This is a genomic window from Rhizobium sp. 16-488-2b (genome assembly GCF_017741815.1).
In the GTDB taxonomy this organism is placed as follows: domain Bacteria; phylum Pseudomonadota; class Alphaproteobacteria; order Rhizobiales; family Rhizobiaceae; genus Rhizobium.
Genome location: NZ_JAGHMF010000004.1, coordinates 194,131 through 206,193, shown reverse-complemented (window position 1 = coordinate 206,193; position 12,063 = coordinate 194,131). Strand labels below are relative to the sequence as shown.

Here is a 12,063-nt window from a genome sequence, read left to right as displayed (position 1 = left end):
CAAAGGCGAAGTGCTGTCAGGGGAAATGTTTGCTCGCTTCAGAACGAGGCCGGCGCCTGCGCCAGCACGTTGAGCTTGCCGCCGCCGATGGCGTAGAGGCTCAAGCGGCGCTCGACCTGGCCCGATGGCGACAGGCGGAAGAGGCCGGTGACGCCCCGAAAGCCGACCTTGCTGGTCAGCGTCTCGGCGTTGAGGCCCGTCGGACCCCTGGTGCGGATGATGCCCGATGCGATGGCGACGGCGTCATAGCCATAGGCGGCATCGGCCGACAGCGGGCGCTTGTAGTGGCGCTGGTAGCGCTCCGAGATCAGCGAGGTGGCCTCGGGCTCGACCATGGCGATCAGCGTGCCGTTGGCGGTCGGTTCGCGGTAGGTCTGCGGCGGCCAGGCGCTGGTGCCGACGAAATTGAGATTGCTCTGACCGCCTGCCTTGATCGCCCCTTCGATGGTGGTGGTGATCGCCGTGCGGCCGAGAATGAGCACCGTATCGGCCTGCTGCAGCTGCGGCTTGGCCGTCTGCACCGCGGCGGCGGCCGCGGCATCCGTCAGGTCATATCTGGTGATGCCGAGAAAGGTGCCGCCCGAGGCGCGGATGGCGTCCGCCAGCCTGAGATCGGCAGTTTGCGGGAGACTCCGCTCAGCGAACACGACGACCTTCTTGTGGCCGCTGGCAGCGGCTGTGCGCAGGCCTTCCAGCGCGCTGTCGGTTTCGCTCGATGCGAGATTGTAGACATTGCCTGATGTGGCCGGCACCGGCTGGCCGAGATTGAGGAGCGGCGGGCGCTGGTCGGACGGCATGGCGGCAACGGCTGCCGTGGTCGCCGGCGGCAGGTAGCTGATGAGGATCGCCGAGCTTCTGGACTTGGCGGCCGCGACGGCGGCGGATGCGGCTGCCGGGCTTGCGACATCGATCACCTTGACGAAGGCCTGGTTGGCGCCGAGTTCGCCGATGCCGAGTGCTGCGGCATCCCTGACATCGCGCGACGGGCCTTCGAAGAGCCCGTTCGAGCCCTTCTGCATCAGCAGAGTGATCTCGGCACCGTTTTCGCCGAAGCTTTCCTCGACGTCGCTCGATGGCGGCTTGATGTCGTTGGTCTTGACGTTCCTGGCGATGCCGTCAACGTCGGACTGGCACGCCGTCAGCGCTGTGCAGGAGAGGACGACGGAGAGAAGCAGGAGCGATCGTGCGGCTTTCGCCCCCTTGCGGGCTGCGCGAAGGACGCCGCGTAAACCATGCGCGCCACGCGCCTCATCCGTGCCCTTAACGATCATTGCTTCCCCCAACCCTAATCAGGCCGTCTATAGCGGCCATTTCGCGGCCTCATATCTGCATAGGCATCTGGTGAAAGCAAACCCTTCCCCCAAACTTGGTTGACGGAAAAGCTAAAATTTTCAGCTTTTTTGAGCGGATAACTTCGTTCTAAGTTATCCACGCTTCCAAACCCGATATTTATGGCTGATCGGTACATTTCTCCCAACAAGTGGAGAAATTAAGTCCCGTGACCAAAATAACAAAAACAAACAAAATCGCTTTTATCGCACTTCTTTCGGCATTTTCTTCTTTTTCTTACAATTATGCGTCGGCTTCTGTTCTTTATAATACAGAAGATTACGGCGCACCTTACTCCAGCTATATTTCAGCAAGCATCGCCGAGCAGGCAGCGAGCGCCGTCAGCGTTGGCGGCATGGCGCGCCTTGTCACGCTCGCCGGACGCGGTCTTGCACAGGCCTTCGGCTCGATCGACTTCGCGGCACTGAAGACGCCGGCGCCGGTTGCGGCAGCCGCGTTCAGCCCCGAGACCACCGCATCCGTGAAGCCGGCCACCCGCCCCTCGATCGCGGCGCGCTCCGATGATGGCGGCGTGTTCGGATCGGTGGCGATCCCCTTCAAGCGCCTGGCAGCCCTGAAGCGGCTGGCGCCTTCGCTGGACGAAATGACCAGCGGCACCGCCATTTCCTGCGCCGCGGGCAAGTGCACTGAGGCCGTCACGGCGGTCAAGGCATCGTTCGCCAAGACCTCGCAGGCATCGCTACGCGACAAGATGAACGCGATCAACACCACGATCAACCACACGATCCGCTACGCCCGCGACATCGACACCTACAAGGTCGCCGATTACTGGGCGACGCCTTCCGAGACGCTGAAGCGCCAGCAGGGCGATTGCGAGGATTTCGCGATCCTGAAGATGGCGGCACTCAATGCCGAGGGCGTCGACCTGAAGGACATGGCGATCGTCGTTCTCTTCGACCAGAAGCGCCATTTCTACCACGCCGTTCTCTCGGTCTCGGCCGGCGGCAACCACTATATTCTCGACAACATGCGCGACGAGGTTCTCGCCGATAGCCGCCTGCCCGACTACATGCCGCTCTATTCGATTGCCGGCGGCAAGGGCTACCTGCACGGCTCGCACGTTGGCGGCAGCCAGATGGCATCTGCCATGCCGATCGAAAAGGTCGCGCCTGGCGAAGGTGTTGCCTTCTGATCCGAAGGCAATGGCGAGGGCCGGGGCTGGCCTCCTCTCGCATCCCGCTTCGATACCGAGGCGAAATGGAGCCGCCGGCGCTGCATTGCCGGCGGCTTTTTCATGTCAGTCCCCTGACTTAGCCGAGATATGTCTCGAGTTCGCCGAGGATCGAGGTCCAGCCCTGGATATGGCCGTCGCGGGCGCCTTCGCTGCGGAACTTCACCTGCTTCAGGGTCAGTTCGGTGGTTTCGGCGTCGATCTCCTTCAAGTCGATGGTGACGACGCTGTCATCCAGCGAATGAGGGGATTCCCAGGTGAAGGACAGGCGCGAATAGGGATCGACTTCGAGATAGGTGCCGGAATGCGGGATCTCGCGCTCCGGTGTGACCATCACGATCATGAAGCGGCCGCCCTTGACCGGATCGGTGGTGACACCTCGGGCGTCGAAATTGCCCGATGGCGTCTTCATGAATTTCGCCAGTGCTGTTGGCGAGAGCCAGGCGTTGAAAATCTTCTCGCGCGAGGCGGCGATCTTGCGGCTTACCGTCAGTTCAAGTTCGGACATGACTTCACTCCTTTGAAACGAGTAACTCTTCCAACGCCGTCAGGCGCAGCTCCCATATCGACTTCAGTTGCGCGAACCAGTCTTCCGTCAGTCTCAGCGGTTCAAGCTCCGCGGCAATGAAATGCTCGCGGCCCAAAGTACGCCGGGTGACCAGCCCCGCCTCCTCCAGAACCTTGATGTGCTTGGAGACGGAATTCAGGGACATGTCGAAATGAGCAGCGAGCCCCGTCACCCTGAGAGGCCCCTCTTGCACGAGGAGCGTCAGGATCTGCCGCCGCGTGGTATCCCCCGCGGCCTTCAATATCCGTGACAGTGCGTCTTCATCCATTTCATTCACCCATGTGGTTGAATATATCCATATCCGAGTGATAGTCAACCACATGGGTGAATATCTTTACAGGGGTGAAACGTGCCCTCCCCTGAAACTTTTTGCGGAATTTGAGAAACAGCCCGATTTTGTGTATCTTACGTATATTACGGAAAATGGAGGCCAACATGCCGCGTGTTCCCGCTTCGGAGTTTCAGAAGAATTTTGGCGAGTGGCACGACAAGGTCCAGCAGGCGCCGGTCGAGATCACCAAATACGGCAGGCCGACGGCCTATCTCGTCTCGGCTGACATGTTTCATCAGCTTTGGGAGCGTTTCAGGGTTTCACTTCCCGTGGGCGCCCTGTCGGAAAGCGAAGTGGACCTGATCATGCAGGCGCGCGTGGAGACCGACACGCCTTACAATCTGGATGACCTGCCCGATATCGATGAGGATGATCTGTTACCCAGGCTGAAGCGATGACGCGATGAAAATCCCCGCTCTGCCGCCCATCGGTCATCTCGTCGCCTACGAATATCTGTGGGCCAGCAAGGCCAGGACGCGGCAGGACGGCGAGAAGGTTTATCCGACCGCGCTGATCCTATCGACGCGCGACGAACTCGGGTCGACATTCGTCTATGCGCTCGGCATTTCCCATATGCGCCCACCCGAGGGCCGCAGGGCGCTTGAGGTGCCCGCGAAATTGCGCCACCACATCGGGCTCGATGCCAGACCGCAATGGATCTACACCGACGAGGTCAATGCTTTCGTCTGGCCCGGTCCCGACCTGCGCCCGGCGCAATGGATATCCCAGCGCCGGATCGTGGAAGACACCTGCGTGCTTGGCGCATTGCCGGAGGATTGGTTCAATCTGGTCAAGAACCACTTTCATGAGAGCTACCGACTCGATCGCATGAGGCTAACGAAACGAACCTTGTAGCCAAGACTTGCAGCATGATTGCGAACTTTTGCGCGGTGACGCCGTTTGGCTTCCAGGATTCGCTGACTGAGGAGAAACGGCATGAGCGAAGTTACCGGCGGATGCTTCTGCGGCCGCGTTCGTTTGACTGTATCCGGTGCGCCCTATCGGGTCGGCATCTGTCATTGCATGGATTGCCGCAAGCATCATGGGGCGCTGTTTCATGCGTCTGCGATCTTTCCCGAGGATGCGATGCGGGTCGAGAGGGAGATGGGGGAGTATAATGGGCGGTTCTTTTGTCCGCGTTGCGGGTCGCCGGTGTTTGGGCGGAGCGGCGATGAGGTCGAGGTCAATCTCGGGTCGCTCGATCAAAAGGATCAGTTCCAGCCGACGTATGAGCTGTGGACCATCCGCCGCGAGGGGTGGCTTCCGGCGTTTCCGTTGAAGCATCGATACGAGCGCGACCGGGATGCGGCAGGGCGTTTCGAGGATTGAGGTGGTTTAGCTTCAGTAGCGGGAGATGTAGCCGATCAGCATCGACTTCTCGTGCGTCGGCGCCAGCGCCAGGTTGATCTGGCCCTTCATGGTCTGGGTGCCGACGGTGATGGTGAAACCTGTTGCAAGCGTCTTGCCCTTGTTGCGCGACAGGGTGGCGATGGCTTCCTCGATCTGGGTGTCGATCGAGAAACGCAGGCTCTTGGTCAGTTGCGCGAGATCGCCGAGCGGCAGGCGCTGGCGCAGCATCGACAGGAAGGCATCGTTGAAGAGCTGCACCTTCTTCTCATGCGTCAAAAGGATCGCCGGCGACGGCGAGGCCTGGATGATGGCGTTGACATTGGCGAGCGAGGAAATGTCCTCGACCGTATCCAGCCGGCGCAGCGCCCATTTGAGGCTAAGCACACGCAGAAGCGAGGCGAGATTGCCGGATTCCGGCATCTGCGAGGCGGTGTAGTGCACGAGATCGGCGGTCGACATCTTGCCGGAGGCCGACATGCGGCTGAGGCCGTCCCAATAGATGCGCTCCAGCCGGATGCCGCGACGCTCGCCGCCACGACCCGCCACGGCCCGGAAACGCGGCTCGATCTCTTCGGCATCGATCGCGGGCAGCTGCTGGTCTGATGGCTCGAGGTCGGTTGCGTCCTGAATTCCGGGCTTGACGATCAGCATGGTCAGCGCTCCGTCAGCGCTTCGGTGCGCGCCTTGTTGATCGGCTTCATGAGATAGCTGAGCACGGTCTTGCTGCCGGTCATGATCTCGACCGAGGCTACCATGCCCGGGATGATCGGATAGATCTTGCCGTCGCGCGCGAGCTCCGACTTGTCGGTCTTGACCTGCACGAGGTAGTAGGTCTCGCCCTTTTCCTTCTCCACCAGACTATCGGCCGAGATGTTTTCGACGATACCTTCGAGGCCGCCGAAGATCGAGAAGTCGTAAGCCGTGATCTTGACGATGGCCGGCTGACCACGGCGGATGAAGGCGACGTCGCGCGGCGAGATCTTGGCTTCAACGAGCAGCGTATCGGCCGTCGGAACGATGCCGGCGATGACGCGGCCGGGATCGACATAGGCGCCGATGGTGTTGACCTCGAGCGTGTTGACGATGCCATCGACCGGCGAGCGGATGTCGGTGCGCTTGACGCGATCGGAGGCGCCACGCACGGTTTCGTCAACGACCGAGAGCTCGGCCAGTGCCTGCGCCTTGTCCGTCAGCGCCTGCTGGCGCAGCTCAAGCGCGAGATCGCCGAGCTGCAGCTTGGCTTCCTGCACGGCGGCCTGAAGGCGATCGATGCTTTCCTGGTAGACCTTGAGCTGGCCCTGCTGATCGGTCAGATCGCGCTCGGTCTTCAAGACTTCGGTCTCGGCGACCAGCTTCTTCTTGGCGAGCGGGCTGATCAGGTCGTACTGGCGCTGGGCGCCGTCGATGTTCTGCGTCAGGCGGTCGATATTGGCGTGCGCCTCGCTGAGTTCGTTTTCGCGCTGGCGGACGCGCTCTTTCAGCACGCCGAGCTTGTTGGTGTAGCTGGCGCGATCGGCGGCGAAAAGCTGGGCTTCGTTGGCGCAGACTTCCTTGGCGACGGCCAGGATATCCTCAGGGCAATTGTAGGGCTCGTCGTACTTGCCCTCTTCCTCGAGCTTCAGGCGCGCCACCTTGGCGCCGAGCGCGCGGGCCTTGGCAACCGATTCACCGAGCGTCGAGGTGGTGGTGGTGTTGTCGAGTTGGACCAGCAGCTGGCCCTTGCGCACGACCTGACCGAGAACGACGGCGATCTGCTGGACGACGCCTGGTTCCGACGACTGGATGATCTGCGTCTTCGAGACGGGAATGACCTTGCCTTCGCCGCGGGCGATCTCGTTGATCTTGGCGATCGCCGCCCAGGCAACGAAGCTGGCGATGACGAGCGCCACGAGGCCGAGAATGGCGCGGGCGAGAAAGGGCGGGTTGTCGTGCTTGTTCGTCATGACAGCTTAACCCCCGGAACGATCGGCGTGACATTCGCGGCGGCCGCCGGGCCGACAGGCGCGCCGGATGCGACCGAGGCTACCGGCATCGGATGGGCGTGGGCGGGCGCGGCCGTTGCCACCTGCGCGACCGGCATGGCGGCGGAGCCTGCCGGCGCCGGCGCGACTGAGGTGACCGGGGCGACGGACATGGCGACCGGCGTGACCGGAGCCTGCCTTGCAACCGGCACGGCCTGCGGGGCCACGGCCGCCGCGGGTGCGCCGGGCTTGCGCTGCATGGCTTCGATGACGGCCTGCTTCGGGCCATCGGCGATGATGCGGCCCTTGTCGATGACGATCAGGCGGTCGACGAGATCCAGCATGCTGTAGCGATGGGTGGCGATGATCAGCGTCGTCTTGCGGTCGAAGGCCTTGGAGAGACGGGCGATCAGGTTGCGCTCGGTCGCGAGGTCCATGGCGCCCGAGGGCTCGTCGAGGAACACGACCTTGGGGCGGGTGAGCAGGAGACGGGCGATGGTGAGCGCCTGCTTCTGGCCGCTCGACAGATTGCTGCCGCGCTCGCCGACAGGCATGTCGAAGCCGCGCGGATGGGTGCCGACGAACTCATCGACGCCAGTCATGCGGGCGACTTCGAGCAGGTCCTCATCGGTAGCGTCGGCGCGGCCGAGCAGCAGGTTTTCCTTCACCGTCCCGGAGAACAGATCGGAGGACTGGCCGGCGACGGCGACATTGGCGCGCACTTCGGCCATGTGATACTGGCGGATATCAACACCATCGATCAGCACGCGACCGCCGGAGGGCGCGAAGAGGCCATCCAGCAGGCGGCCCAGCGTGGTCTTGCCGGAGCCGATGCGGCCGATGATGCCGATGCGCTCGCCCGGATTGACGTTGAAGGACAGCTTGTTGATGACGGGATAATCCGAGCCCGGATACTGGAACGAGACATCCTGGAAAGAGAAGGCGCCGCGGGTGATCTCGCGATTGACGAAGCCGACCGTCGAGGGGCGGTCGTCGGGCTGTTCCATGATCTTGTCGAGGATGCGCAGCGACATGGTGGCCTGGCGGAAGCGCGCCAGCGTCATGGCGATCTGGCCGAGCGGCGCGCCGGCGCGGCTGGCGAGCATCACGGTGGCGACGATCGCGCCCATGGCGATGCGGCCTTCGGAGAACTCGTAGGTGCCGGCGATGACGATCAGAACGCTCACCATCTGCTGCACGAACATGGTCATGTTGATGGCGTTGGTGGAGACGTGCTTGATCTCTTCGCTGGTGCGGCTGGAATACTTCGTCAGTTCCTGCCAGCGGCGCAGCATCGTGGCTTCGGCGCGCAGGCTCTTCAGCGTCTCGATCGTCGAGATGGTTTCGACCAGCAGCGACTGGCGGCGCGAGGCCTCGTTGGCGGCGGTCGCCATGCGCTTCCCGATGGCGGCTTGGGCGTAAAGCCCGATCACGACCGAGAGCACGAAGGCGACAGCGGGGATGACGACCAGCCAGCCGGAGATCAAGTAGATGACGGCGAGGAAGATGAAGACGAAGAGGCTGTCGATGATGACGCCGATCGTGTTCGAGGTGAAGAATTCGCGGACGAATTCATACTGCGTAACGCGGTTGGCATATTCGCCCGTCGACATCGGGCGCGAGGCCAGCGTCGAGTTCAGTACCTTGTCGAACAGCATCTGCGACAGGCGCAGATCCGCCTTGCGGCCGGCATAATCGATCAGCGAGGAGCGCGCGGTTTTAAGCAGGAAATCAAAGAGATAGGCAAGTGTGATGCCGGCGGCCAGAACCCAGAGCGTCGGGATCGCCTTGTTGGGCAGAACGCGGTCATAGACGTTCATCGTAAACAGCGGCGAGCCGAGCGCGATCAGATTGATGAAGAGCGCGGCCACCATGACGCGGACATAGGTGCGCCAGTAAGGCGCCAGCGTCGTTGCCAGCCAATGGCGCTTCTCGATCTCCACGGCATTGCCGACGAGCGCCTCTTCCGACGCGTTCTGATAATAAAGCGTGAAGGCGAAAGCCGTCTCGGGCTTCAGCGCGATCAGGTCTTCGCGCGACAGGCGCGAGGAAACGCCGGCGACGGGAACGATGTCGGTGATGTAAGAGCCGTCCTCGGCCATCTCCAGCAGAGGGAGCACGCCGCCATCGGCGAAGGCGACAATGGCGGGGCAATCGAAATTGCCCAGCCTGCAATCGCGCTCCGGATGCTTGATGACCTGAAGGCCGATGCGCTCGGCCATCTGCTCGACATCATCGCCCTCAAGCGATTCGGTGATCTCATCCGGCAGGCCGGAGAAGAGCACCGTATCGGAGCTTGGTCGACCATAGAACGCTGCCACGGACTTGAACGCGGCCTTGAATGTTTGAAGCGGCATGCTGCCGTTCGTCTCAGATGCAACGTTCCGCATGTTCTATGGTCACCTGACTACTACTGCTGCCGGATCGGCGCCAGCAGGTCCATAGGCATGCCAGCCTTCTGATGAGAGTCGACTTCGGCATATCCGGGATTCTGAGCGGCCGCTGGAACAGCGAACTCTTCGCGTGCGTAGGGCTTGGCCTGATCCAGCGGCTTCAGCTTCATGGTCTGAAGCAGATTGCCGGATGCGGCGAGGATCTTGTATTCCGCAAACAGCGAGGCAACGCGGGCCGTATCGGCCAGCACCTTGGTGTTGAAGCGGGTGTTCTGCGCATCGAGCACGTCGAGCAGCGAGCGCTGGCCGACCTTGAATTGCTCGCGGTAAGAACCGACCAGCTGGTTGTTGATCGACGACTGCTTGGCAAGGATGCCAGACAGCTCGCCGCGGCTGACACGTTCGTTCCAGGCGGAGCTGACCGATTCCTTCACCTCGCGCTGCACCTGGGCGAGCGCATAGCGCTCTTCGCCGGCGCGGCGGATCTGCTCTTGCTCGCGGGCGACATCAATGCCGCCGCGATAAAGGTTCCAGCGGGCGACAACGCGCACCTGGTAGTCGTTGGTATTGCCTTCATCGCCATCGATGTCGTTACCGACGCGGGCAGTACCTTCGAGATTGACCTTCGGCAGGTAGTTGGCGCGCGCGCCGCGAACGCCGGCATCGGCCGCATCAACATCGGCGTTGGCCGAGAAGATGCGCGGGCTGTTCTTGTTGGCCACGAACAGTGCATCGTCGAGCGTCTTCGGGATATACTTCGCGACCGACGGCGGGGTCTGGGCATTGACGATCGGCTGGCCGACGGCCTTCATGAAGCGGATCTTCGTTGCTTCCAGCTCTTCGAGCGCTTCGCGCATGCGGGCCTTGGCAGCCTGCAGACGTTCGCTGCCCTGAAGACGGTCGGCATCGGTGAGCGCGCCGCCGCGGATGCTTTCATTGATATCGCCGACCATCGCCGTGTGGAAGGAAACGTTTTCCTTCGCGGCGGCAACGATCTGGTTTTGCAGCATATATTCCAGGTAATCCTGGGTTACTTCGAGCGCCAGCGCTTCGGAGCGCTCGAGGACCCGGAAGGACGCGCCATCGACGCGCGATGCCTGCTGATCGACCTGCGACTTGCGCGCGCCGCCATCAAACAGCGTCTGCGTGACCGTGACCCCGACATCGCCTGGAGACAGGTAGTCATGGTCGGAGCTCAGCGTGCCCGTCGAGGAATTCGACAACCGGCGACGACCGATGCCGCTCTCCAGATCAACCGACGGTAAGTACAACCCACGCGCCTGGCGAAGTTCAAACTCGATTGCTTCTTTGTCTTTCGCAGCCTGAAGTATCTGCGGATTGGTTTTCATCGTCGTTTCGATGGCTTGTTGCAAAGACATCGCGTTGGCGTCGACGAAAAACGAGAAATTCAGAGCAACAGTGGCAGACAATGCTGCAATAATGCTTTTGGTTTTAAACAAGACGGATGCCCCTCAACATCTAAATTCACCGAGTGAACCCGTATACCGAACGCTTTCATTCGGCAAACAAGTAACACCTATTTTTCCACATTCCAATTCCGGTACAGGTCTTTCCTGCGGAGACGGTTAATTCCCAAGTATCAATAGCTAAAGCTAGAATTTTACAGGGTTTTTTAACGCCAACTTTTCCCGTCCGTGTTTATCTGCCGTTACTTCCACAGGGACCTGCCCCGCGATGAAATTCCGTCAGCGTTACCAATCCGCAACAAACCTTTCCGCACTCCGCATCGCATCGATCGTTTCGATCTGCTTCGCGGCCTTCTCGGTCGGTTTTTTACTTATCTTAAACCTTCTGATGCCGGAGCGACCATTTTTGGTTGGATTCGTCGGAGCCACCGCTATTTCGCTGTTTGTTGCATTTCCGCTGCTGATGATGCTGCAGATCAAGAATAACGAGCTCAGAAAACTGCAGGAAGCCGTTAACTATTCTCAGCGGCACGACAGCGTTACCAAGACGCTCAACGGAACAGCCTTCGCGGCCGCCGTCGAACACTATATCGACCGCCGCAAGCGAATCTCTACTGATGCGGGCGGCGTGATGATCGCCGTCGTGATCGACACGCTGGACGCCATCAGCCGCCGCTACGGGCCGCAATGGGCAGACACCGTAATGCAGTCGCTTGCCGCCATCACCCAGTCGTCGGTGCGCTCCGGCGACCTCGTTGCCCGGCTTGCGACCAACGAGCTCGGCGTGTTCCTGCCGGGCGCGACGATCGAAAACGCCCAGGATGTCGGCATGCGCATCCGCCGCCGCTGCGAACAGGCGGCGTTCACCGCCGGCGATGCACCGCTTTCGCTCGACATCCGCCTCGGCGGCGCGGTCTTCGACGGCCCAACCGACTTCAACCACATCCGCCAGCTGGCCGACGAAATGGCCATGGACCGTGGTGGTGGAGAGGGCGACGAGATCGTGCCGATCTCGAGACTGCCGGCGGCCTGAGGTCGGAGGGCTGAGGGCTGAGGGCTGAGGCGGATAAGGCAGCAATCGTGACATGATTTTGAGGCGCCATCGGGCGCCTCTTTTCGTTTAGAGCGATTGGTGCGTTGGGGATCGCAGTTTCGGCCAGGCGCTGGAAAGGCGGGCGGACGCAGGCGTCAATACCGGCGAACGTAAGCTGGAGGCTGGAGGCTGGAGGCTGGAGGCTGGAGGCTGGAGGCTGGAGGCGTATCGCAATCGCCGCGGCTTGCCGCAACGGCGAAAACCTGCCGCAACCATCAAGATCCATCGCGCCTCACCAGCCACTGGTATCGCAACGCTTCTCGCCATCCGAAGCGAAACAGTCCACGTGGTTTCATTCGCTATCCACCGACCGCGCAACCAGGCTGGCCGCAACGGCCGACTGCCCGACCATGCTCCGTATCTCGATCGTACGGCGATGGGGAGCCGGCCTCCCCTCATCCTTCACATCCCTCAAAACG

12 protein-coding genes are annotated in these 12,063 nt (G+C 61.6%); 5 read left to right on the top strand and 7 right to left on the bottom strand.

Annotation, left to right across the window (positions count from 1 at the left end; translation table 11 throughout):
* Positions 1-38: 38 nt before the first annotated feature.
* Entirely contained in the window at positions 39-1,271 is a 1,233-nt protein-coding gene (locus J5286_RS05685; RefSeq protein ID WP_209189548.1) for an ABC transporter substrate-binding protein, read from the bottom strand.
* 413 nt (positions 1,272-1,684) lie between these two features.
* On the opposite strand from J5286_RS05685, the gene J5286_RS05680 reads away from it, so the two are divergent.
* Positions 1,685-2,482 (top strand): transglutaminase-like cysteine peptidase, encoded by a 798-nt coding sequence (locus tag J5286_RS05680; RefSeq protein WP_245205372.1) that lies wholly within the window; start codon positions 1,685-1,687, stop codon positions 2,480-2,482.
* Between the two features lie 118 nt (positions 2,483-2,600).
* Here the strand turns inward: J5286_RS05680 and J5286_RS05675 are convergent, their stop codons facing one another.
* Both J5286_RS05675 and J5286_RS05670 read right to left on the bottom strand, forming a co-directional pair.
* Positions 2,601-3,029, bottom strand: a complete 429-nt coding sequence (locus J5286_RS05675; RefSeq protein WP_209189546.1) for an SRPBCC family protein — start codon at positions 3,027-3,029, stop codon at positions 2,601-2,603.
* A 4-nt stretch (positions 3,030-3,033) separates the two neighbouring features.
* Positions 3,034-3,357: an ArsR/SmtB family transcription factor gene (locus J5286_RS05670; RefSeq protein ID WP_047507735.1), complete on the bottom strand. Its 324-nt coding sequence runs from the start codon at positions 3,355-3,357 to the stop codon at positions 3,034-3,036.
* 167 nt (positions 3,358-3,524) lie between these two features.
* Here J5286_RS05670 and J5286_RS05665 point away from each other — a divergent pair, with 167 nt between their 5' ends.
* The 3 genes from J5286_RS05665 to J5286_RS05655 all read left to right on the top strand — a co-directional run bounded on the left by J5286_RS05665 (position 3,525) and on the right by J5286_RS05655 (position 4,749).
* Positions 3,525-3,818, top strand: a complete 294-nt coding sequence (locus J5286_RS05665) for a type II toxin-antitoxin system Phd/YefM family antitoxin (RefSeq protein WP_209189545.1) — start codon at positions 3,525-3,527, stop codon at positions 3,816-3,818.
* Positions 3,819-3,822: 4 nt separating this feature from the next.
* The gene (locus J5286_RS05660) at positions 3,823-4,275 is read left to right on the top strand and encodes a hypothetical protein (RefSeq protein ID WP_209189544.1); all 453 of its coding nucleotides are present in this window, start codon (positions 3,823-3,825) and stop codon (positions 4,273-4,275) included.
* An 81-nt stretch (positions 4,276-4,356) separates the two neighbouring features.
* On the top strand, positions 4,357-4,749 hold the full coding sequence (locus J5286_RS05655; RefSeq protein WP_209189543.1) for a GFA family protein: 393 nt from the start codon (positions 4,357-4,359) through the stop codon (positions 4,747-4,749).
* A gap of 12 nt (positions 4,750-4,761) precedes the next feature.
* On the opposite strand, the gene J5286_RS05650 is transcribed toward J5286_RS05655, so the two are convergent.
* Genes J5286_RS05650 through J5286_RS05635 form a run of 4 tightly spaced genes read right to left on the bottom strand, consistent with a single transcriptional unit; the run spans position 4,762 to position 10,503 of the window.
* Positions 4,762-5,421, bottom strand: a complete 660-nt coding sequence (locus J5286_RS05650; protein WP_209189542.1) for a ribbon-helix-helix domain-containing protein — start codon at positions 5,419-5,421, stop codon at positions 4,762-4,764.
* 2 nt (positions 5,422-5,423) lie between these two features.
* Complete coding sequence (locus J5286_RS05645) at positions 5,424-6,713, bottom strand: HlyD family type I secretion periplasmic adaptor subunit (protein ID WP_209189541.1); 1,290 nt, start codon at positions 6,711-6,713, stop codon at positions 5,424-5,426.
* Complete coding sequence (locus J5286_RS05640) at positions 6,710-9,121, bottom strand: type I secretion system permease/ATPase (RefSeq protein ID WP_245205370.1); 2,412 nt, start codon at positions 9,119-9,121, stop codon at positions 6,710-6,712. Before J5286_RS05640 ends, J5286_RS05645 begins: the two co-directional genes overlap by 4 nt.
* A gap of 20 nt (positions 9,122-9,141) precedes the next feature.
* Positions 9,142-10,503: a TolC family outer membrane protein gene (locus J5286_RS05635; RefSeq protein WP_209189539.1), complete on the bottom strand. Its 1,362-nt coding sequence runs from the start codon at positions 10,501-10,503 to the stop codon at positions 9,142-9,144.
* A gap of 454 nt (positions 10,504-10,957) precedes the next feature.
* Here J5286_RS05635 and J5286_RS05630 point away from each other — a divergent pair, with 454 nt between their 5' ends.
* A complete protein-coding gene (locus tag J5286_RS05630; protein ID WP_245205369.1) occupies positions 10,958-11,584 on the top strand; it encodes a GGDEF domain-containing protein in 627 nt (208 codons plus the stop codon).
* The last annotated feature ends 479 nt before the right edge of the window (positions 11,585-12,063 follow it).

What these genes read in the sequence shown, in the direction of transcription:
- J5286_RS05685 (WP_209189548.1), bottom strand. Translation starts at nt 1,271, where the DNA reads ATGATCGTTAAGGGCACGGATGAGGCGCGTGGCGCGCATGGTTTACGC.
- J5286_RS05680 (WP_245205372.1), top strand. Translation starts at nt 1,685, where the DNA reads ATGGCGCGCCTTGTCACGCTCGCCGGACGCGGTCTTGCACAGGCCTTC.
- J5286_RS05675 (WP_209189546.1), bottom strand. Translation starts at nt 3,029, where the DNA reads ATGTCCGAACTTGAACTGACGGTAAGCCGCAAGATCGCCGCCTCGCGC.
- J5286_RS05670 (WP_047507735.1), bottom strand. Translation starts at nt 3,357, where the DNA reads ATGGATGAAGACGCACTGTCACGGATATTGAAGGCCGCGGGGGATACC.
- J5286_RS05665 (WP_209189545.1), top strand. Translation starts at nt 3,525, where the DNA reads ATGCCGCGTGTTCCCGCTTCGGAGTTTCAGAAGAATTTTGGCGAGTGG.
- J5286_RS05660 (WP_209189544.1), top strand. Translation starts at nt 3,823, where the DNA reads ATGAAAATCCCCGCTCTGCCGCCCATCGGTCATCTCGTCGCCTACGAA.
- J5286_RS05655 (WP_209189543.1), top strand. Translation starts at nt 4,357, where the DNA reads ATGAGCGAAGTTACCGGCGGATGCTTCTGCGGCCGCGTTCGTTTGACT.
- J5286_RS05650 (WP_209189542.1), bottom strand. Translation starts at nt 5,421, where the DNA reads ATGCTGATCGTCAAGCCCGGAATTCAGGACGCAACCGACCTCGAGCCA.
- J5286_RS05645 (WP_209189541.1), bottom strand. Translation starts at nt 6,713, where the DNA reads ATGACGAACAAGCACGACAACCCGCCCTTTCTCGCCCGCGCCATTCTC.
- J5286_RS05640 (WP_245205370.1), bottom strand. Translation starts at nt 9,121, where the DNA reads ATGCGGAACGTTGCATCTGAGACGAACGGCAGCATGCCGCTTCAAACA.
- J5286_RS05635 (WP_209189539.1), bottom strand. Translation starts at nt 10,503, where the DNA reads ATGTCTTTGCAACAAGCCATCGAAACGACGATGAAAACCAATCCGCAG.